At 61.1% G+C, this 20515-nt stretch carries 24 protein-coding genes; all 24 read right to left on the bottom strand.

The genetic code is table 11. The features are described 5' to 3' along the window. Positions 1 to 5: 5 nt before the first annotated feature. Positions 6 to 593, bottom strand: coding sequence for a phage tail protein I (locus tag DW806_RS05460; RefSeq protein WP_158578302.1), 588 nt, complete (start codon positions 591 to 593; stop codon positions 6 to 8). After that, positions 586 to 1725 (bottom strand): baseplate J/gp47 family protein, encoded by a 1140-nt coding sequence (locus tag DW806_RS05455; RefSeq protein ID WP_118729376.1) that lies wholly within the window; start codon positions 1723 to 1725, stop codon positions 586 to 588. Before DW806_RS05455 ends, DW806_RS05460 begins: the two co-directional genes overlap by 8 nt. Then, positions 1718 to 2038 (bottom strand): GPW/gp25 family protein, encoded by a 321-nt coding sequence (locus DW806_RS05450; RefSeq protein WP_118358568.1) that lies wholly within the window; start codon positions 2036 to 2038, stop codon positions 1718 to 1720. The genes DW806_RS05455 and DW806_RS05450 overlap by 8 nt, the downstream gene beginning before the upstream one ends. A 7-nt stretch (positions 2039 to 2045) precedes the next feature. Then, on the bottom strand, positions 2046 to 2447 hold the full coding sequence (locus DW806_RS05445; protein WP_118358570.1) for a phage tail protein: 402 nt from the start codon (positions 2445 to 2447) through the stop codon (positions 2046 to 2048). Between the two features lie 2 nt (positions 2448 to 2449). Continuing rightward, positions 2450 to 2800: a hypothetical protein gene (locus tag DW806_RS15380; RefSeq protein WP_199677268.1), complete on the bottom strand. Its 351-nt coding sequence runs from the start codon at positions 2798 to 2800 to the stop codon at positions 2450 to 2452. Next, on the bottom strand, positions 2800 to 4149 hold the full coding sequence (locus tag DW806_RS05435; protein ID WP_118729375.1) for an SH3 domain-containing protein: 1350 nt from the start codon (positions 4147 to 4149) through the stop codon (positions 2800 to 2802). The genes DW806_RS15380 and DW806_RS05435 overlap by 1 nt, the downstream gene beginning before the upstream one ends. Continuing rightward, positions 4146 to 4358 carry a tail protein X gene (locus DW806_RS05430; RefSeq protein WP_118729374.1) on the bottom strand — a complete coding sequence of 71 codons (213 nt, stop codon included), beginning with the start codon at positions 4356 to 4358 and terminating at the stop codon, positions 4146 to 4148. Before DW806_RS05430 ends, DW806_RS05435 begins: the two co-directional genes overlap by 4 nt. Continuing rightward, positions 4355 to 7954 carry a phage tail tape measure protein gene (locus DW806_RS05425; RefSeq protein WP_118729373.1) on the bottom strand — a complete coding sequence of 1200 codons (3600 nt, stop codon included), beginning with the start codon at positions 7952 to 7954 and terminating at the stop codon, positions 4355 to 4357. Before DW806_RS05425 ends, DW806_RS05430 begins: the two co-directional genes overlap by 4 nt. Before the next feature lie 187 nt (positions 7955 to 8141). Beyond that, a complete protein-coding gene (locus tag DW806_RS05420) occupies positions 8142 to 8567 on the bottom strand; it encodes a hypothetical protein (RefSeq protein ID WP_118358578.1) in 426 nt (141 codons plus the stop codon). 72 nt (positions 8568 to 8639) lie between these two features. Then, on the bottom strand, positions 8640 to 9149 hold the full coding sequence (locus tag DW806_RS05415) for a phage major tail tube protein (protein WP_118729372.1): 510 nt from the start codon (positions 9147 to 9149) through the stop codon (positions 8640 to 8642). Between the two features lie 15 nt (positions 9150 to 9164). Further along, the gene (locus tag DW806_RS05410) at positions 9165 to 10586 is read right to left on the bottom strand and encodes a phage tail sheath family protein (protein ID WP_118729371.1); all 1422 of its coding nucleotides are present in this window, start codon (positions 10584 to 10586) and stop codon (positions 9165 to 9167) included. 13 nt (positions 10587 to 10599) lie between these two features. Further along, a complete protein-coding gene (locus DW806_RS05405) occupies positions 10600 to 10929 on the bottom strand; it encodes a hypothetical protein (protein ID WP_118729370.1) in 330 nt (109 codons plus the stop codon). Further along, the gene (locus DW806_RS05400; RefSeq protein ID WP_118729369.1) at positions 10926 to 11411 is read right to left on the bottom strand and encodes a hypothetical protein; all 486 of its coding nucleotides are present in this window, start codon (positions 11409 to 11411) and stop codon (positions 10926 to 10928) included. The genes DW806_RS05405 and DW806_RS05400 overlap by 4 nt, the downstream gene beginning before the upstream one ends. A gap of 3 nt (positions 11412 to 11414) precedes the next feature. Continuing rightward, complete coding sequence (locus DW806_RS05395) at positions 11415 to 11987, bottom strand: hypothetical protein (protein ID WP_118358588.1); 573 nt, start codon at positions 11985 to 11987, stop codon at positions 11415 to 11417. After that, entirely contained in the window at positions 11984 to 12352 is a 369-nt protein-coding gene (locus DW806_RS05390; protein ID WP_118729368.1) for a hypothetical protein, read from the bottom strand. The genes DW806_RS05395 and DW806_RS05390 overlap by 4 nt, the downstream gene beginning before the upstream one ends. Beyond that, positions 12349 to 12822: a Rho termination factor N-terminal domain-containing protein gene (locus tag DW806_RS05385; RefSeq protein WP_118729367.1), complete on the bottom strand. Its 474-nt coding sequence runs from the start codon at positions 12820 to 12822 to the stop codon at positions 12349 to 12351. Before DW806_RS05385 ends, DW806_RS05390 begins: the two co-directional genes overlap by 4 nt. 23 nt (positions 12823 to 12845) lie before the next feature. Further along, positions 12846 to 13883: a major capsid protein gene (locus tag DW806_RS05380; RefSeq protein WP_243022651.1), complete on the bottom strand. Its 1038-nt coding sequence runs from the start codon at positions 13881 to 13883 to the stop codon at positions 12846 to 12848. A 53-nt stretch (positions 13884 to 13936) separates the two neighbouring features. After that, the gene (locus tag DW806_RS05375) at positions 13937 to 14341 is read right to left on the bottom strand and encodes a head decoration protein (RefSeq protein ID WP_118729365.1); all 405 of its coding nucleotides are present in this window, start codon (positions 14339 to 14341) and stop codon (positions 13937 to 13939) included. Positions 14342 to 14345: 4 nt separating this feature from the next. Further along, complete coding sequence (locus DW806_RS05370) at positions 14346 to 15605, bottom strand: head maturation protease, ClpP-related (RefSeq protein ID WP_243022645.1); 1260 nt, start codon at positions 15603 to 15605, stop codon at positions 14346 to 14348. A gap of 5 nt (positions 15606 to 15610) precedes the next feature. Then, positions 15611 to 15811 carry a hypothetical protein gene (locus DW806_RS05365; protein WP_118729363.1) on the bottom strand — a complete coding sequence of 67 codons (201 nt, stop codon included), beginning with the start codon at positions 15809 to 15811 and terminating at the stop codon, positions 15611 to 15613. Beyond that, positions 15801 to 17426: a phage portal protein gene (locus tag DW806_RS05360; protein ID WP_118729362.1), complete on the bottom strand. Its 1626-nt coding sequence runs from the start codon at positions 17424 to 17426 to the stop codon at positions 15801 to 15803. The genes DW806_RS05365 and DW806_RS05360 overlap by 11 nt, the downstream gene beginning before the upstream one ends. 135 nt (positions 17427 to 17561) lie before the next feature. After that, positions 17562 to 17816 (bottom strand): hypothetical protein, encoded by a 255-nt coding sequence (locus DW806_RS05355; RefSeq protein ID WP_118729361.1) that lies wholly within the window; start codon positions 17814 to 17816, stop codon positions 17562 to 17564. Between the two features lie 10 nt (positions 17817 to 17826). Beyond that, positions 17827 to 19785 (bottom strand): phage terminase large subunit family protein, encoded by a 1959-nt coding sequence (locus tag DW806_RS05350; protein WP_199677266.1) that lies wholly within the window; start codon positions 19783 to 19785, stop codon positions 17827 to 17829. Further along, positions 19775 to 20374 (bottom strand): hypothetical protein, encoded by a 600-nt coding sequence (locus tag DW806_RS05345; RefSeq protein ID WP_243022643.1) that lies wholly within the window; start codon positions 20372 to 20374, stop codon positions 19775 to 19777. The genes DW806_RS05350 and DW806_RS05345 overlap by 11 nt, the downstream gene beginning before the upstream one ends. Positions 20375 to 20515 lie beyond the last annotated feature (141 nt).

Below are 20515 nucleotides of genomic sequence, written 5' to 3'. Positions count from 1 at the left end.
CCGTGTCAGTATCGAATGGCGGCCGCGCTGTCGACCAGCTCGCAGCCGATGCAGGCCGCGCCGAAATACCCTGTTGCCAGTCCTCCGGCGTCGTAGTATTCTACCTCGTCCAGCACCGAGCGCAGATTCTTGTAAAAGGCAACGCGGTCGATCACGCGCTGATGTCTGACGGGGTCGACATCCTCATAGGTGGCGTCGATCAGCAGCTTGAAGTGGTACGGTTTGCCGCCGTATTCCCACCATTCGCTGACCTGCGTATCGGGGTAGATGGCGGAGATCGCCAGCACGACCGCCGCCTTGGTGCCGAGCCTGCGGTGAACATTCCATGAGTCTTTCAGCGTCCGGCGCTTTTCCTCCAGGGTGTAGTTGGCGTCCCACCAGTCAACCTTGAAGTCGTTCGCCAGAATGTCCAGCAGCTCGTTCGGGAGCCGGTCGATCTGTGAGTAGATCGACACGCGCTCGATCTCGCCTACGCGGGCAGCCAGCACCTCGGCAACGGCAGAGGCAAGCGCCGCCATATTGTCGTCATTGGCAAGGACTGCCGGCAAGGAGGCCAGCAGGTTTTCCTTCGTGATGCCGTGCGCCTTATTCATCCTCGTAGCCCCCATTCGTGGCCGTGATGGTCCCGACCGACGCAACCTGCGGCGTCGTGTCGTCGGATCCATCCCGCAGCGTGGTAAAGACCGGGCTGGTCAGCGCCACGCGCTTGATGCCGGTCTGCATGAGCTTTCCGATCAGCACGGAGGGGTTGATGTCGCGCCCCAGCTTCCCGCACTGCCACGCGACGAACTCGGCCACGGCCTTGTCGACCGCAGCCTTGATCTCTGTGGAGCTGAGGGAGCTGTCCTTCGGCACATAGTAGGTGAAGGTGATATTGTAGCTCACCTTCTGCGGGTCCTTGACAGAAACCTTGTCCGTCAGCGGCCGCACCGTATCGTCGTTGCAGGCGGCGAGGACAGCATTCTTGATCTCCGTGGTAGCGATGGTACCGTCGTCCATGAGGACATAGAGATCCACCGTTCCGTCGCTGGGGCTGTTCGCCACCACGTCGGCGATCTTGGTGCTGACCTGCTTGGCAAAGTAGATATACCCGCCCTTGGCTCCGGCGCAGCTGTAAGCGTCCTGACTGGCGCGCATCAGCTCATAGAACTCGTCGTCGGTGGCCTTGTCTGCGCCGTCATCGCTGGCGGTGAGGTTTTCGCATCTTTCGCAGTAGTCGAACAGGTCAACGAAGGTGTTGATCTGTCCCGCTGCGTAGCCGTTGCCGACCGCACCAACAGTCTGGCAGCGGATCTGCACATCGGCATAGGTCTCGCCGATGGATACATAGGCATCCGCGACCGTCTCCCATGTCAGCGTACCGCTGGCGTCAGTGACGCGCGTACCGGCAGGAATGAGGATCGCTGTGGTCTGTGCCTCGGAGATATGGAAGCGCTCGGTGCAGACCGCAGCCTGCGCCGCCGGGCGCTGCGTGACATAGAACAGCTCGGCCAGCGCGTCCAGGTTTTCCCCTTCCGCGCGGCTTGGGATATTCTGATTGCCTGTGTAATTGTTCAGCCCGCGCTCTTGGATCACCACGGCGGCCACGAATTGGATAAACAGTTTTTCGGGGCTGGCGGGCTTCACGCTGACGCCGGTGATTTTTTCGTAAATGGAGATCAGCAGCGATTCCACCGCTTCGGTGTCGGTAGAAACAAACTGATATCCCGTATTTCTCTCACTCATTGATGATGTTCACCTCCACGGTAGGGATCAGCCTGCCCGGGGCGTTTCTGTCGGCCGCAAAGGTCACATTCACCACCTCGGCGCGGGGCTCATATTCTTCCACTGCCTCTTTGACCTCGGAATACATCATAGGCATAGCTACCGGCAGAGGCTTATCCACGAACTTCTGAGGAAGCCCGAAGCCGCGATACAACGGACAGGTCCCCTGCCGCGTGGAAAGGATAATGGCGATATTCTGCAAGACAGAGCGGACGGTGTCAGTCTCGTTGAGCTGCACCGCGCCGATATCAGATGCGGTCACCTTGTAGCTCATGGCAGCTTTACCCCCTCAGATACTCTTGCAGGCTGACGGACACGGTGGCGCTGGTGACGTTGCCGCGTCCGTCATAGGTTTTCATCTTCATCTTGTGATCAAGCACGGACCAGCGATATTTCCCGTAGCCCTTGTTGCCGATCACCAGCGGGACGGCGATGCCGCCGCGCTCATAGTTCCACAGCTTCACGACCTCGGCGATAGGATCAACACCAAGGTAAGCGGAGAGAACGATGTCGAAGGTCATCTTGTCGGGGTCAAGGCCGGTGAACTCCGTAAGGGCGTGTGTGCCGTGCCGCTGATGGGTCGCGTACCGGGCAGACCCAGACCAGGTGACATTATTGATCGTTTCGATCGTGCGGTCAGACACCGTAAAAACGATGTCGCCCAGACAGCCGACCATTCCCATGCTCAAAAACCTCCTAACACAAAACCGTCCCCGTTGAATACCGGAAGGTATAGGCAGAGGACGCGGTCATTCACCTTCGGCATCCAGTAGGTCAGATGCGAGCCGGGCAGGTGGTCGTGGTCGGGGAATTCGCTGGCTGTGCCGCCGCCGGTGAAGGTGTCCGTGATCTCATGCGTGTGCTTTGCGTCCGGCTTTATGTAGAAATTCGCTTCGTAGTGCTGGAGCACATAAAGCCAGTCCGAAATGATGCCTGTGTCCTTAAACTTGACACGAGCCCTGCGCTTTGCGCTGTCGACGGCCGTTACCGTGCCGGTCTGAACGAGCCTCGAAAGGATATTCTGCAGTTCGTCCATCAATATCCCTCCAATGTCTTGCGCAGCTTGACCTGCGTGGTATAGCCGGACGAGCCGACCGAGTGCGCGGCCTGCTCCACAATGTATTTCCCGTCCCACGCACCCCAGCCGGTGAGCTTGGCTGTGACGCCGGCCACGATATCTGGATTGCCGGGCAGCGTAAAGGTCGCGGTCTTTGCGTACTTGTTGTGCAGCCGGAGATATTTTTCAGCCTTGGTCTTGGCCTCGGCCACGCTTGCCACCTTCGCGGTGATCTCCAGCTGCTGGTTGTTCTTGGCCTTGTCGTTGTAGTCCTCTACCTTGACGGTGGCCTCGATGCACTTTCCTGTGCCGGGGTCCGTGTAGCTGACGCGGCAGGAAGCGTACTGCGTTCCGGCCGTTCCCGCGTTCAGCTTGTGCTTGGTGTAGCTGCCGCTGCCGCGGACGATGGTCAGCACGGGGGATTTCTTCTCGTAATCCTCCTGGTCGAAAAGTACGATCAGGTTATTGGTGGCTTTCAAAGAGATGCCCGCCTCGTGGCACAGCTTGGAGAGAAAGGCAATGTCGCTCTGCTTGTACTGCTCCACGCGGCCATAGGACGGGTCGCTGTTGGCGAGGAACATACAGGTCATTCCGTTGGCAGCGGCCATCTCGTTTGCGATGCCGGAAAGCGTGTAGGCCTCCCATGCCTTGGATTTCTCCGTCTGACGGATCTGTGCGCTGTACGGAAGAGCCGTCGCCTTGATGGTGATGGTGTTCGGCGGGCCGGAGGCGTCAACGCTGTCCAGCTCAAACTGTCCGCAGTCCAGCACCTTATCCCTGCCGCCGCCCGTCCAGTTCTCCCGGACGAACACGGCGCTGATCTTGAAGCCGGCGCCGGAAGCAGAGGCAGGAGCGGCGGCAGAAGCATCGCCGCCCCCGCCGCCGGATTCCTTGATGTACGATGCGCTGACGTAGGCGGTTTTGCCGTTATAGCTGACCTTCGCCCAGCCGTTTTCGATGCCCTCGACCTGCAGCTCCGCGCCGCAGACCAGAGCACCGTATTTACCGTAGCTGGTGCTGGGGCCAGAGCGGACATTCAAGCCGCTTTTGGCGGTGACCTTGTAGGACTTTGCCGCACCATCGGTCTTGGCCTTGGAGGACGCGGACAGGCTCCCTGCGGAGGCTGCTGCGTCGATGGCATCGGCCAGCCACTTTTTGAGCCATATATCATCGCGGTCCTGAAGCTTCAGCTGCAGATCGTCAGTGCCGTCCGCCTCCTTGTCGGTGTAGGTGGCCGACAGGAAATAGGGGCGCATACTGCCGGTGATGTCCGCGCCCTGGAAAAATATCTGCGCCGTGACGCGGCGCGCCTGATTCGGGCTGCTCATCCGACCACCTGCTTCCACGGGGGCAGGGCATCGCCGACATCCTCAGCAGGGTCGGGCAGCTTCAGCACGATCCCGGCCGGAAAGGTGTAGTACCCGAGATACTGCGGATTGAGATTCATCAGCCGGTCGGTGTACGCTTCGCTCCCCAGCTGGGAGAAGGCGATGCTGTCCCACATATCGCCCTGAATGGTGGTGTAGGTCTTACTCATTTGTAGGCCCTCCTTGCGGTGTCGATGCCGGCCTCCTCCATGACTTCAAGGACGCGCTCGGCGAACTCGTCTCCGTACTCACGCAGAGCTTCCACCGTCTCGGGCGATGCGCTGCCGTTGATCTGAAACACGATCTGCAGCTCCACCGATCCGGCGCCGGAGCCTGCGCCCGGCTCTGCCGAAAGCGCGCCGTCGCCATGGATGGCGTGCAGTGCCTCCAGCAGCTGCGGGGCGAAGGTGATGGCCTGGATCTCCATGCTCTCGCGCATGGCGGCGGTCTCCTCGGCGGTCATGACCTGCTCGCCGCCGTTGAAGTAGACCAGCTCCGGGCCGTTTTCGCCGACGAGGGCAAAGCCGGGTGCGGCGGACTGCGTACCAACTGCGTAGCCGGGAATGCTGCCGGCCGTTCCGGTACCGGACGCGGACAGTGCGGCTCTGGCTGCGGCGGCGACGCGGTTGTAGGCAGCGGTCACCTGGGGCAGCATACCGACAGCTCCGTCGATAAAGCCCTGAATGGTGGCCTGCGCGCTTGCCTTGGCCTCGTCGCCAAGGTCCATCGCTTCAATGTCCTCAGCAAGCGCCGTCTGCAGCTCGTCCATGGTGGCCGTGAAGTCGGTCTTGAGGTCGGCTACGCTCCCCGCTGCGTTCTGCTGCTCCTGCTGCAGAGTCTTCCAGTTGGCTACCATCGTGGCCAGCTGCTCGTCGGTGGCGCCTGCCATGCCGGCGATCGCGTTCACGCTGTCGGAGCTGCCGTCAGCAAAGGAGGCGATCATGTCGCTCAGTCCCTCGATGTCGGCGCTGCGGTCAGTCAGGGATTGCAGGTTGGCGTTGTAGTCCTGCCAGTAGGTGATCTGGCTCTCCAGTGCAGAATTGATGCTGCCTGCGCTGGTTGCAACGACCTTTGCGGCCTCGTCCCAAAGCTGATACTGTCCGGATATGCTTTCGTATGCCGCGCTGTACGCCTCGTTGTAGGACTCCACAAGGGCGTTGATCTTTTCCTGCACGCCGGAGATGGCAGCCTGGAACTCGCTGACCTGTGCAGCAGCCTCCTCGGACGCGCCAGTGCCTTCGTTCATGGAGGCGGTCAGATTCTTGACCGCCTCTTCCGCGAGGGCGATCTCCGCCTCAGCATCGGAAACGGCGTCTGCGTCCTCCTCCATCGCCTTGTTGTAATTCTTGATGGACTTCTCAGCCGCCCATATCTCGTTGTTGGTATCGTAGATGGAGTTTTGCAGGTCGTAGTATTCCTGCGAGAGAAAAGCGGTCGCATCGGTGTAATAGCCGTACTGGTCGTAATAGGCATCCGCCTGCTTCTGCGCGTCTGCCCATAGCGCATCCATCTGCGCGTAGGTATCAGACAGCTTCTGCTGGGCGGCCTCCAGACTGTACTGCGCCTTGGTGAGTCCGATGCTGTTTTCTTCTGCCTCGATCAGCACGGCGGAATACTGGGAGTACAGCTCGGTGAGCTGATCCTGATAGGCCTGCTGCATGGCATTCTGCTTCCACGCCTCGGTGTTGGCGCGGAGCGCTTCGGTGCCGCCATTGATGGTGTCGGTTTCGAGGTCGATATAATCGGCCAGCTCCGGTACCACCTGGCAGAGCAGAGCCAGGGTGTTGTGGTACTGCCTGTGCTGCTCGTCGGTATTGAGCCCCGCCGCCTCCATCTCCTCCAGCTTGCCGATGTAGGTGTCTGCGACGCCTGCAGCGGCCATGGTGGAGGTAACAGTATCGTCATAGGTGGCCTTGGCCTCGTCCATCGCCTCCCGCATTCCTCGGGCGGCTTCGGTCAGCTCCTTCACACTGGGTACGGCGTCATTCGCCGCAGCGGTGGCCAGAGCAACGATGCCCGCCGTGATTGCGGCCACGGCAGCGGTAACGCCCATGATGACATTGACGCCGGGGATCGCCGCAGTGAGAATTGCACTGGCGGCTGCGGCTATCTTTGCAGCGACCGCATAGGCAGCCAGCGCGGCGACGACCGCGCCGATCACGCCTGCAAAGGCGGTGATGGCATTGACCAACGCCGGGTTCTTCTGAATGAACGCCGTAATGCTGTTGAGGACCTTCGTGCCGACGCCGTAAGCCTCGCTGAGCGCGGGAGTATAGGCGTCGCCGATGGCTACCTTGAGGTTGTTGTAGGCGTTCTGCATCATGGTCAACCGGCTCTGCGCGGTGGCGTAGCGCTTGTTGGCCTCGTTGGTGAGGGCGGTATTCTGCTGCCAGGCGGTATTTGCAGTGTTCACCGCGCCGGTCATCTGGTCTGCGGCAAGCCCCAGGGCTTTGAGCATATTGCTCTGCCGGATGCCGGTCAGACCCAGGTCTTCCAGTACGAGGACGGTGCTCTCGCCCTGCTCGTCCAGCTTGCCGAGCCCGCCGATGAAGGAAGTCAGGGCGCTCATGGCGTCGTTCTTCCATGCAGAAGAGAATTCTTCGGAAGACATACCCGCGATACGGGCGAACTCCGCGAGGTCGTCTCCACCCTTTGCAACGGCCTTTTCAATGGCGTTGAGCGTCTGGGTCATGGCGGTACCGCCTGCCTCTGCTTCGATGCCGACAGAGGACATTGCCGCCGCCAGAGCCATGATCTCCGGCTCGGTCAGCCCGGCCAGCTTGCCCGCCGACGCAAGGCGCGTACCCATCGCCACGATCTCGGATTCCGTCGTGGCGAAGTTGTTGCCAAGGTCAACGATGACAGAGCCGAGCCGTCCGTAATTGTCCGTTGCCATGCCGGTAATGTTGGCGAAGCGCGCAAGGGAGGTTGCTGCCTCGTCAGCTGTCATGTTGGTGGCAGTGCCGAGCATGGTCATGATCTCGGTGAAGTCCAGCAGGGCGTCCTTTTGGATGCCGAGCTGTCCCGCGGCTTCGGTTACCGCCGCGATCTCCTCTGTGGTGGCGGGGATCTCCGTGGACAGCGCCTTGATGGAATCCGACATTGCCGCCAGTTCCTCGTCTGTGAGGTCTGTGGTCTTGGCGACGCCGGTAATGGCGCTCTCAAAGTCCATCGACGCCTGCGCGCAGCTGGCGAAGTATTCGTAGATCTCTTTCAGGGCGACGGCGATGCCTGCGGCCACGATGGCCTCGTGTACCTGATTAAAGGCCTGCCCCGCCTTGTCGCCGAAGGTCATAGCTTTATCGGCGGCCTCGCCCTGCTTCTTTTTCAGCGTGTCGATCTTGCCGGCAAGCTGCTCGGAGCTGCGGGAGAGGTCGTCGGTATTGACGCCCGCCTCTTCCAAAGCCCCGCTCAGCTCGTTCAGCTTTGCCGTCTGCTTCTCCAGCGAGGCGGAGGTCTTGTCGATCTGAAGCTGCTTTGCCAGCAGCTTGTTCTTCATGTCGGCGGACTCGTTGCCGGTCTCCTCCATCTCCCGCTGAATATTGTCATATTGCTGCCGCAGCATTTCCAGCCGCTTCCGCGTCGCTTCCACGGCTGCCTGCTGCTTTTGGAATGCGGAAATATCCGCCTGCGTCTTGGAGAGGGCCTGAATTTCCTTCTGCATGGACACAATTTCCTGCTGAGCGGCCTTGAAGGTCTTGCTGTAATTGCCTCCAAGCTGCGCGTTCAGCTGGAATAGCATCTCATACTCTTTGCGGCCTGCCATAGATGGCCCTCCTTTCAGATTTATTTATTCTTGCGTCGCTCCCGAGCCTCCTTCACAAGCTGGTTGCTGACTTTGATCCACTTGCACAGAGACGGCAGGGGCAGCGATAGCCAGTAGGAAACAGGGGTCTGATTGGTTTTCGCCATCGTAAGACATTGCCTGCGGAGCCAGACGCCGCCGTCGCCGGTTACAGCTCCGATGCCAGCAAAAAAGAGCGGGCCTTGCCTCTGACGCGGTTGAACTCGAAGATGGGCAGGGCGCGCAGGGCGTCGTCGCCGATACGGCGGGGATGGCCGCTGGCGTCAATGATGGTGTTGGTGCAGGCTCGCGCCGCCATGCGCACCAGGAACTGGCCGGAGAAGGTAGGCGAGATGGTGGGCTTGCCGATGGCCTGAAGCTCGTCCTCGATGGCAAGAGCGTCATCGCCGGTCAGCCCCTCAAAGTCGAAGTTCAGCTCGTCAAAGGTCTGCCCCTCGTAGGTGAAGGGCCTTTTCAGCTTGAGGGTGTAGTTGCCTACGCTCTCCTTGGCCTGCGCCTCGGCGGCGGCGTACTCGTCGTGATCGACGGTGGAGAAAGCGTCAGCGGGAACAACGGTCTTGTTGATATCAGCCATGGTGATAACTCCTTTCAAATCTCAAAAAGATGCCCGGAGCGGATGTCCCGCCCCGGGCTTTTGTCAGGTCTCTTACATGCCGAGCGCCTTGCGGACGTCGGCCAGGTAGTCGGTGCCGTTGACATAGCAGATGAAGTTGAGCTGGTCGACCTCACGCACCTTCTTGCCGTCAATGTAGGTCGCCCAGTAGCGGACGGCGTACTCGCCGGAGCCGTTGGAGGGCGCGGCGGGAGCAACGGAGCCGCCCTTGTCGCTCTTGGGAATGACCACAAGAATGTGCTTGACGGCGCGGACGACCACCTTGCCTGCCACGACATCTTCGTCCTGCTGCGCAACGCGCAGGTCGATGGTGTGACGGCGAGGCTCGGAGAGCTTCACGCTCTGATCGGTGACGGTGCGGAAGTTGAGGCCCAGCGTCATCGCGTCGAAGTGGCCGAGAATGACCGACTCCACATTGCCTGCGATGCCGGCGCCAGAGATGGACTGCGTCAGCGCGGTCAGGTCAGGCAGGGTCGCCTGTGCCATACCGACATATTCAACAGAGTCCTCGTAGACCTTGAAGTTGATAATGCTCTGATCCATGATTCAAACCTCCTTTTAGCCCTGCAGGGCGCTGGTGACATAGCTGGCGTCATACTCCAGCACGAAGTCGATCTCCTGAGCGGGAGAGGGCGGCGTCATGTAGACATGGAGCTTGATGATGCCGGCCATGAGGTTGGTCAGCGGGTTTTCGTTCTCCAGCATCTCCACGCGAGCGCCCAGAAGGTAGCCCATACCCACCAGACCGTTGAGCCAGATGTTGGCGGAATCGAGAACGGTGTCGATCAGGCGGCGGGTCATAGGCTTGTCCAGCTTGCTCCAGAAGGTCTTGACGAGGGAGTTGCCGACCCAGCCGAACATACGGCTGACCGGGATAAAGTAGTCCTTGACATCGGTGTTGGAGGGATAGCAGGCGGTGTAGTTGCCCCACGCCACCCAGCCGCTCATGAAGTTCAGCGCGGTATCCACGCCGACGCCGTTGAGGTAGTTGGCCTGCGCAAGCGTCAGGTTGACCTCGGTGCCGTCCTCAAGGCAGAGGCCGTCGCACTGCAGCCCCTTATTGGAGGGAGACTCGTAGGGGCAGCCGCCGTTGCCGGTGTCGATCTGCGCCATCAGCCCCGCCATCTGGGTAGACAGGTGGAACTTGTAATCGCCCAGCTTCGCCATCGGCCAGAAGGCGATCTCGTCCTCGTCGGCGATGTTGGCGGCGTTCTTCTTGGTGAGAACATCGGAATAGGCACGCGCGCCGGAAGCACCGCAGTCGATGTCGATCAGCGCCTTGGCGCGGAACAGGCCGTTGATGTTGCCTGCCTTGGCGGTCATTGCAGCGGCCACGGTAGACTGCTGAGAATAGCCGGGGGCGCACAGCAGATCGGGGACGATGCCCAGCAGGGTCAGGCACAGCTCCACATTCTCCATCGCGGAGGCGATGTCAGATGCGGTGACGGTGGATGCCTTGACCTTGTTGTAGGCGATGTTTACCTGCTCGGCATCATAGGCGCTGCCGGTAGACAGCAGCTCCACCACCAGATGCTCGCCGCTGTAATAGGCGTTATAGTCGGTGCCGGACACATAGACAGAGCCGGTACCGCCGGCAGGCTTGATAACCAGATTGGAATCGTTGATGGCCGCGATGGGAAGCTTTACCTTGTGCTCCGTCACCGCAACATCAGCCGCGGCAGACGCCTCCTTTGCGGTGGCGATATCCAGAACATTGCAGAAAATGACAGGCTGGCAGGCGAACAGCTTGAAGTGCGAATACATGAATTCGCAGAGCGTGTAGGTTGCCCAGTCGTCGGAGTAGCCCAGCTTCTCCACCGCCTCAGACCAGCTGGTGCAGAGAACGGGGGTGCCGGGGGCAGCAGGCTTATCCGCCGCCTGGACAGGAGCCAGACCGACCACGAAGGGGACGCCGGACTCCGCCACGACAGGGGTGCTGACGCTGGTAGCCTGCTGAGAGACATATACGCCGTGGTTCATTGAAATTTCCTCCTTACTTCATGCCCTTGGCCAGCTTGTGATAATTCACATACAGCAGGTTCCCAGGCGTTTTGACTTTGATGCGGTCGGCGGGGAGCGTTTCGTCACTCACCACCAGCGACGCAATCAGCGGGTGCTGCTCAATCACCGGGGCAAGGGAGTCAAGGACTTCCTTCCGGCCGCCGCGATAGATGGTGCCGCGCTGGATCACGCCCATCATGGTCGGACCGAGATAGACGCAGAAGCCGCCGGTGTCGGCGACCTTCTTCGGCGCGGCAGGCTTTTTCTTTGCCGTCTTTGGTGCGGCGGTCTGAGCCGCCGTGTCGATGATTTTTTCGCTCATAGGTTAACCTCTCTTTCCACAGGGGGAAGCATCCATGTGGAGATCATTTCCCCCACGAAATAGGGGGCGGTGTCATCGGGATAGACCAGCGTTTCAAGCCCCGCCTCCAGGTCAAGGGTAAACTGCCCCCCGATCACGACCTGCCTGAGCATCGCAATGCGCAGCCGTTCCATGAGATTCAGAAGCATCAGCCCGCCCTCCTGCTCGTCATCGTTATAGACACAGCAGATAGACCGGACCTTGGCGCTGGAGGTCACACGCTGTCCTTGCGGCTGTTGATCCATGCCGGTAATGACCTGGTGCAGCACATAGGGAGCCTTCTTGGTGGCAGAAGTGCCGTCCGGCAGGCGCGTCAGGTAGACCTTTGCAGGGCGGAAGCTCTGCTCCGTGTCGCCCTTCTGCAAACGGGTCGGCATGATCAGGTCGGCGGTGACCTCCTCGGTAAAGGCCCGCAGGCGTTCCAGCAGAATGATCCTTGTCATAAATCAGCCTCCCCATCCGTTCAGCACGCGCAGGATTTCATGTTCAACGCGCTTTTCGTAGGTGTCGCGGATCGTTTCGTCCATCTTCTCGATGACTTCTTCGTTCCGCATCATGTGTCCGGTAGACGGACCAAACTTCTGCTCCACAGGAAAGCGCGGAGAGCCGACGCGCTCGAAAACGGCAGTCGGGCCGAAAATGCGGGCCACGAATGCGTGTTGAAGCGTCGCAGCTCCGCCGTTGCGCTTTACCTGTGTCTGCACGGTGCCGTCCCGGCTGTATGTGGTGTTGAAGGTCAGCAGCGGGAGCACGGTGCCGGAGAAACTGATGCTCATACCCATCACGCCTCCCGCACCGCCTGTGATGTGGGTCTTGGAGTGAACTCTCCGCATGAATTCGCCCTTGTTGATGGTGTACTCGGCGGCGGCGAACTGTCCGGCGCGGGTCTTGGCTGTGTCTCCGGCGCGCCTCAACGCGGAGAACGCCGCTTTGTAAACGCCGCCGGGGATATTGTGCAGCAGCTTGTTCACGCGCTCCAGGCTGTCGCCGCCGACCTCGTTGACGCGGATAAAGCTCATTCGTCCACCGCCTCCAATTCCACGCGCAGCATGCCCATCTCACAGACCGAGGACGCGATATAGAACTCCCGGAAGAAGCCTCCGCCGCCCTCCTGGTCGTTGATCCTGATACGCTGCCCCCGCTCCGGCTGCACCCCGCCGAGATCGGACAGGGCGCAGTGGAGAACGGAGGAAACGATGTAAAGCCCCTGGGCATGGTCGCTCATCAGCTGGCGGCGGTCCTTCTCCTTCAGGCCGGAGAGGACGATGGGAATATCCTCGTAGGTCGCCCCGTCATACTTGACGGTGCGCTTTTCCGCGAACTCGTCGCAGTTGAGAAACACGCCAAAGTTGTCGCAGGCGACCATATCCTTGAAGCCGCTCATACCACAGGCGCCTCCGGCGTCAGCACAGGGGGCGCTTCGCCGTCGTCCACGCCGTCGTCGTCCTCGGCGATCGCGTCCTCCAGCGGAACATCCGTAATGGCGGCGATCAGCTGCGCCTTGGTCTTGAGCTTAGCGGTGTCGATGCCCATCTCCTTGGCCAGCTCCGTGAGCTTGGCGTTGGTCAGCGTTTTGAGCTGCTCGGGGTCAAGATGGGCGCTTTCCGTGCCCTCTGCGCCCTCGCCGCTGGTAGATGGGTCAGCGCCAGCCCCGCTGCCGTCCTCACCCGCAGGGGGCGTTGCAACAGCGGGAGAGGGCGTTTCCTCGGCGGGGCGGGCGACACACAGGGCAAAAAGGCGCTGCGCCTCCTCTTCGGAGACCTCGCAGATACCGCCGCGGTCGATGGGAATGGGGTGCTTCGAGCCATCCGGCCTGTAGCCGTATGTGCCGCAGATGATCTCAATTTTCGTCATAGCAGTCTCCTTTCCGCGCCGGGTCAGGACACAACTTCGGCCGCGTAGATGTACGGGCAGTAGTTGTGAGGAGCAGCCAGCGGACGCGCGCCCAGACGCAGCTTGCGGATGTCCGCCTCCTGGTTCAGAGAGAACTTCGGAACGCGGGTCGCCGCATGGGACGCGAACTCGGTGGAGCCGTAGTCGATCTGGGTGATCTGGCCATACATCAGATGGCCGCAGCCGGGGGCGGTGACCATGGCGGAGGTGGCGGGGAAATACTTCTGCTCCGCGCCGCTGTCGTCGATGTAGGTTTCGTCTACGGAGATCAGGTTCAGCTTGAAGCCGCCGAAGTTCAGCGTACCCATATAGACCACGCCATCGTAGCGGCTGAGTTCCTGGTCGATGGTACCGATGATGATGCCGCTGTTGCGGTCGAGCAGCTTCTGCACCTTCTCCATGTCGAGGATCGCGTCGGCTGCGTCAGAGCCGAGCACCAGGTCAACCGCGCGCAGGCCGCGCTTGGAGAGCTTGCGGCACATGGCCTTCACATCGCCGAAGAAGTCGCCGCCGGTGGCGTTCCACTTGGCGGCCACGGTATAGGTGTGGTCGCTGGCGTCATCGAAGAACTTGACATACAGCTTCTCGCCCTCGGTCTTGTCGTCGATGTAGGTCTGCATGGTGCAGGCGTTGTTGATCATGGTCTGCGCGCACATCCACTCCTCGCGGCGCACGATGCGGCGGTCCATGTCGGTCAGGTCACCCAGCTGCAGACGGGCCGCGCGCTGGGCGGGGGTGCTGTTGGCGTAGATGGCCTCGCCGAAGCCGCGCTTGCGCAGCTCGTCCAGCGTCAGCAGGCGGGACGGAGCGATGAAAGCGGGCTGATACTCGTGGATCTCGTAGCCGCGGCGATCCATGGGGATATCGCCGGCGCGGGCGGAGACGAACGCGGCCATCTTGCGGTCGCCCTTGCGGTACTCAGTCAGCACCTTGTCGCAGGCGAAGATGTCGCCCTCCCCGGTGGGGAAGTAGCGGTCCTTGAAAAAGGTCTGCTGAGGAACGATCTCCTCGGTGATCGCCATCAGCACATAGGTGTCAAAGAAATTCAGTTCAGAAGCCATTGTTGATTCCCTCCTTAGTTGGCAGCGGCAGCAGCCTTGAAGACGATGCCGCGCATACGCAGGTTATCCTTATCACCCTCGGTGATGGTGTAGCTGGCCGAGACCGTCACCTTGCCGATGTCGAAGCAGCCGGCGGTGTAGACTGCCACCTTCTCGTCGGCGGCGGTGCCGACGTCGATGTCGTCGCACAAGATGCAGTCGGGGGTCAGGGTCTCGTTTTCCTTGGCCGTGCTGCCGAGAACGACCAGCTTGCCGTCGCCGGCCGTGCCGGAGGACTTGGCAAGAATGGTGCCGCGCTTGAGCGTGGCCGCAGCGGACAGCTTGCGGATAACGCCGCCGCGCACTTCGGGCGCGGGCTTGATGTCGGTGATCAGACCGTCAAAGGTCATCTCGCCGAGCTTTTCACTCAGATTGATCATGTTCTTAGCCCTCCTTCTTCTTGCCCAGCAGGTCAGCGACCATGCTCCGGGCGTTGGTCATGCGCGCCTCGGGGGTGTCGTTCTTCTCGCCGTCTTCGCCCTCGGGCGTTTCGACTGCGGGGGCAGGAGCGGCAGGAACGCCCTCGGCACCGGATTCCTCGCTGTCGTCCTTCAGATCGGTCAGAAACTTCTTGCCCTGCTTGGCGGCGTTCTTGGCCGCTGCCATCAGCAGGTCGGCAGCAGAGCAGGGCTTGTCGCCGTACTTGGCCTGCTGCACGTCCGTCGCGTCGAGCAGACCGGAGATCTCGTCGATCTCCTGCATACGCGCACGCTCGGCCTGGATCGCGGTGTTGACCGCCTCAGCGTGATCGACGGAAGCACGGGCATCGGCCTCCACCTGGGCGATCTCGTCCGGGTACTTCGCCCGGAGCTCTTCCTTAGTCATGGAAATTCCTCCTTCATCGCCGGTGACTTCCGGCTTGTTTTTATCTGTCTCAACCGGGGCGGAGGCCTCGGGTGTGACCGTGGGAATGTTGTCCGGCGCAAACATGCCGGGGGCAAGGTGCATCTGCCTCCCGTTCACGAACAGGCTGCGCCCGTCCGCGCTGGCGGCGATGCTGGTCGGCTCCGCGTCCTCGATCAGTTCGTCCGCAAAGCCCTTGTCGATGGCCTCGCGGCCTGTCATATAGGTCGTGTCCGCCATCATGTGAGAGATCACCGTGGCCGACAGCCCGGTCTTGCGCGTGTAGACCTCCATCTGCATCTTGTCCCACGCCTCCTGCTGGGAGGCCTGTTCCCGCAGCTCGTCGGCGTTGTAGCCGCCCCACAGGAAGGTCCAGCATTTGTGGATCATGACGAGGCTGGAGGGATTGACCTTGACCGTATCGCAGGCGCACATGATAAGACTGCCGCCGCTCATGGCAACGCCGTCCACGATGCAGGTAAGCTTCGTGCCGTTCCGCGCCAGCTCCCGCAGGCGGTTGTGGATCATATTGGACGCGCCGGCGTCGCCGCCGTAGCTGTTCATGCGGATAGTGATGGACGTGCAGCCGGAAATCTGCTTGAGATCCTCCAAAAACTCGGAGAGCAGGATGTACTGCCCCTCGACGGGCTCGCCCCACCAGTTCGTGGGCTGCTCCTCGTAGATGTCTCCATACATGGTGATCTCAGCATAACTGCCGTCCACCGTGGCCATCGTATAGACCTTTTTCGAGATGCTGACGGCGGGAGACTTTCGCCCAGCTCTCTTTGCCGGAATACTCATGCGCATTACCTCTTTTCTTTCCAGATATCGCTTGACGGAATGTAGGGACTGTTCAGCCACTCGCGGATTCCCGCGCGGCAGTTCTCGTTGCAGCGGCGCTCCATGTTCTTCGGGCAATAGGCGCAGTAGTCGCTTGCATAGTTCCAGATGGCGAGCGCCATGCTCCGCACATTCAGGCTCTGCAGATGCTCGAAGTTAGTCTTCATCGCCGTCACCTTCTTTCGGCGATGCCGATACAACGGTGACCTTGTTGCCTCCTGCCTGTGTCAGCAGCTCGTTTTCACGCTGCAGCTGCTCCACGTTCTCCTCCCAGTCGCCGCCGCTCATTTCGCGGCTGACCTGCTCGTGGGTCTTGATGGCGTTGTCGATCAGCATGAGGGCTGCTTCCGCCTCCTTCTTGGGGTCAAGGCTGCCCTGCACAGGGCCGATCCAGCGCGCGCCGCACCATGCCTCCCGCACAAGGGGGTCCGTGAAGAAGCCGGGGGCGTTGATGCGCCCCAGAGCGACCGCTTCGGCCAGGAACATCTCATAGACCGGCTGGCAGAAGTCGTCCACAAACCATTTCCGGCGCATTTTGAATGCTTCCCACGCCTCCAGCAGCGCGCCGCGGCTTGCGGAATAGGAGCTGTTGAATTCCTTGATCAGCACATCGTAAGGCAGCTCCAAGGCAGCGCCGACCAGCTTGCACAGCGTTTTGACAAAGGTCTCAAAGCCAGCGGTAGGGATGTTCGGATTGCCGAAGTTGACCTTTTCCCCGGGGGCGAGGTGCGTCACCGTACCCGGCCCCATCTCGTACTCGTTGTCATCATCGGAGATGTTGTTCGCTATCGGTCCACCGTCCGCGTTGACCTCGGCGGGGACACCGGCAATATCTCCGGCGCCTACCTCGTTGAAGGGCGTATCGGAGGGGTCGGTCTCCGTTTCGATCCATGCAGTGAAGAAGCTCTGCACCAGCGCCGCCATCAGCTCGGACTCCGTATAGCGCCGAAGCTGGAGCAGCGGCTCGATGACCTGCGCCAGATAGGGAACGCCGCGGTACTGGTCCGGACGCTCACTGTCCATGATGTGGAGAATATTCGGCAGGCCGGTCTTGGCACCGTAAGCCTCAACACGCTGCCACTTCTGCGGCTCGCTGGTGATCTGGTGCGGGTAGGTGTTGCTGATGTGATAGGCGACCACGCGGCCGTTGCTGTCCACCTCCACGCCGTCGTAGACCTTGTGGCCTGCGCCGGGCTTTCCCTCGGGGATCTTGCCCTCCACGAAGCCGCCGATGGTGACACCGCCGCCATATTCGCTTGGCGTGCAGGCGCGGTCCGCCTCCACGATGTGCAGCCGCAGGGTATAGGGGTTTAGCGGTGTTGCCGGGTATCGCTTGACCAGCGCGAACACGTCGCCGCTGAGCAGCCACGACTTCAAGGCGAGCTGCTGCAAACTCTCAAAATTGTTCAGGCCCAGCGCGTCGCAGTTCTGCTTTTTCCCTGCCCACAGCCGGAATTCCATCTCCGCCGCGTGCTGCCACTTCTTCGCCGCCTCCGGGGAGATGCCCAGCACCTCGCGGTCCACGGACGCTTTGAGCGTCAGCCCCGTCCCGATGACCTTGGTGCGGTTGGTATTGATCGCCGCCGTAGCCACCGGCGCGGCCATGTAGAGCATTCGCGCCCTCTGCCGCAGGGTGGCGTTGTTGCGGTTGATGTCCTCATTGGGAGCGCCGCTGTCCGGAACAAATCCCTTGAGCGCCCGCCGCGTCAAGCTGGCCCCGGCTTCGCTGTACCCCTTCGCCTGCGGCGCGGCTGCGCGGCGGCGGTCTTTCTTGTTGCTCAATGCTTATCGCCTCCCGTTTTCGGAATAAAAAACAGGCCGCCCGGCGGCGAAAGGAGCAAACTCCGCCAGGCTGCCTGTGCAAAAAGCCCTTTCGGGCGCTTTGCCGGTATCATTTTCGTGACCTCACGAAAAAGGTCACCAGTCGCGGGGGACGATACCGAAAGCCTTTCTCGGCTTGCGGCCGTTCAGCTCCGCCGTCAGCTCATCGACCTTCTTCTCCGCGTCCTCGATCTCGTCCTTCAGATCAGGCAGGTCGAAGCGCGTCAGCTCGCGGTCGTCGATGACATAGCTTTTTACGCCGCCGTCCACAAGGGCCAGATATGCGGCGCGCAGCTTGGAAAGGGCGCTCTGCCAGAAGTCCAGCCGCGCCCGCAGTTCAACTTTATCCATATCGGACACCTCACCAATCGTCGTAGTATTTCTTCCTTCTTCTGCGCTTCGGCCTCTGCTTGGCGGCGGGAGGCGGCATGACAGGCGTTGCAACAGGGGCAGGAGCGCGTTCGCCGCCCGCCTCCTTTAGCCGCCTGTCTATCTCGTCCAGGTTCTTAGGAAGCGCCTTGAACGCCGCCAGCGCGTAGTTGCGGCAGTCCAGCGCCTCGTTGCGCTCGTGGCCGGGGATCTTCTTCCACTGCCACGGCTGCTTTTTGTTGGGGTCGTAGACCTTGACCTCGGAGAGCAGCCCTGTGAAGTAGCCGGAGCCGTAGTCATCCCGCTTGGGGAAGTGACAATATTTCGCGCCCGGCGTCTGTACGCGCAGGTTGTCCATGATGACCTCCTTGCCGGAGTCAACGCCGATCTGGTACTGCCAGCAGGTGCCGACCGCCGTCTGCTTGATGATGATCTTCTTCTTTTTCGGCGGCGCGGTGTAGGGCTTATCGCTGCCGGGCATACCCTTGATGCAGAACACCTTTTTGCCCAGCCGCGCCCGGCACTGCATACGGACCTCCTGCGTGAAGTGTCCGCCCTCGTCCACAAAGGACATTGACATTTTCAGCCCCACGCCGTTCTCAAAGCGCAGAACACGGTCAAATACCAGCTCGTCCAGCTGCGCCCATACGGCATCGTCGTCGGGCCGTCCCATGATGATGCCCTTCTCGATGCCCCACGTCTCACCAAAGTGGCCATGGCCGACGATCTCGTATTCCATGCGGTCGTCCTGGGTATCGACACCGGCCGTCAGAACAAGCACGCCCTCCGGCAGCTCAGCCGGGTATTCCTCCCGGCGCGCCATCAGACTGTCCTCGTCCTCCAGGTCTCCGCGATCCTCCCACAGCTCGCCGAAGCAGGTGTTGTAGACGACCTGCATCTTGCGGGTGCTGCCGATGGCGTTCAGGTATTTCAGAATGATGGATTCCCAGCTCGCCCACTGGCTGACAAAGGCGTTCAGCCAGAACGAGCGCGTGCCCTGCTCATAGGCGGCGGGGTTGTCCGCCTCCCATCTTGCCGGAGCGCGCTTCATTTCCGCCTCGGTGGAGATGCAGCCGCAGCCGGGGCAGGCATAGCAGACGCTGCGGACCTTGTAGGTCTTTTTCCCCGCGATGATGATCTCGTCGTGCTCAAAGCGGATGTCCGCCCATTGGATCTCGTGATACTCGCCGCAATGAGGGCAGCGGGATTTCCACCGCTCCATCGTGCCTGTCGCGTAGGCTGCCTCGATGGCGCTGGCGTTTTTGACGGTGGGCGTGGACACCTCGCCACTTTTCGCGTTGTAGAATGTCGTCTGCCGCGCCATCGCCAGATCCCACGGGTCGCCCTCGTTACCGGCAGACAGCGCCCAGCGGTCGCGCTCGTCGCCCAGCACATAGCGGATAGGCTTTGACGCCAGAGCGTGGGCCTCGGTGGAGCCGCACATCGTGAGGATGCCTCCGGGGTAGGTCTTTTGCAGAATGGTATTGCCGCTGTCACGGCTCTTGGGGTCGCTGACCTTCTTTCGCAGCGTGGGGCAGTCGCGGATCATCGGCGCGATGCGGAGCTTGGAATACTCCTTTGCGTCAATGGTGGTAGGGTGGACAAACAGGATTGAGCCGGGGTCCTGGTCGATCACATAGCCGATGCAGTTATTGAGAAATTCAGACTTGCCGACCTGGGACGCGGCCACCATGACGATGTGCCGTATCTTTGGGTCGGTCCATGCATTCATCGGCTCGCGGAGATAGGGGGTGCGTTCGGTGCGCCACGGTCCGGGCTCTGCGGAGCTCTCGGCCGACAGGCGGCGATTCTTCTCCGCCCATTCGGTCACGGTCAGGTCGCCCGGCGGCTTCATGCCGGCCAAGACTTTCCCGATGACGGCATTCAGCCTCTTTACCCGCTCGCGGGCCTCTTTCTCCTCTATGAGCCGGCGCGTTTCCTTATCCGTCATCGACATCACGCCCGCTGTCAGCTTCCCAGGCCCTCCGCTCCCGGACGCGCTCCTCGTATTTCTTTGGGTCATAGCGGTAATTGGAGAGCTCCCGCATGGCCTTGTTGACCTCGCGTCGGATAATCTCGGCGGCCTCCGCTGGGGAGTTCGCCGAGGCCACGTCCACGGCCAGGCGGCCGGGCAGGGCCATCATCGCCCCGCGAATGGCATAGATCAAGTCGGTAGTCATCGCGGCCACGTCCTCGCTCCGGTGCATTTTGCCTTTCAGCTCCTCAGCCTCCAGCTTGGCAATGGTGGCCTTGGACGCCTTCATCGTCGTCTCCGCCACGCGGCGGGTCTTCTCCAGCTTCTTATCCTCTTCGTCCATCGGGCCGTCAGACAGGAACTTAACATACCGCTGGACGGAATCGGCCAGCCGGAAGCAGCCCTTGCGGCAGGTTGGTATCGTGCCGTCCTGCGCCATCTGCTGCACCCGCCGGGCAGACACGCCCAGCACCGTCGCCAGCTCCGTCGTGCTGACCTCGCTCTCGTCTGTGATTTTTTGCATACGGTCAGACATTGCGCGTCTCCCCTTTCTGCATGCTTGCAATTGCTCACAAGATATGCTAAAGTAAAACGAGACGCATCAAGACACATCAAAACAAGTTAAAATGCGTTGCCCTTCCTATGGAGGATGCAAAACCCTGACCGCTGCAACGGTCGGGGTTTTCTTTTTTGCAGAGCGTATCAG

The organism is Butyricicoccus sp. AM32-19 (assembly GCF_003480365.1).
Classification (GTDB): Bacteria; Bacillota; Clostridia; order Oscillospirales; family Butyricicoccaceae; genus Agathobaculum; species Agathobaculum butyriciproducens.
The sequence above is the reverse complement of the archived record's forward strand: the minus strand, read 5'-3'. Positions and strand labels throughout refer to the sequence as shown.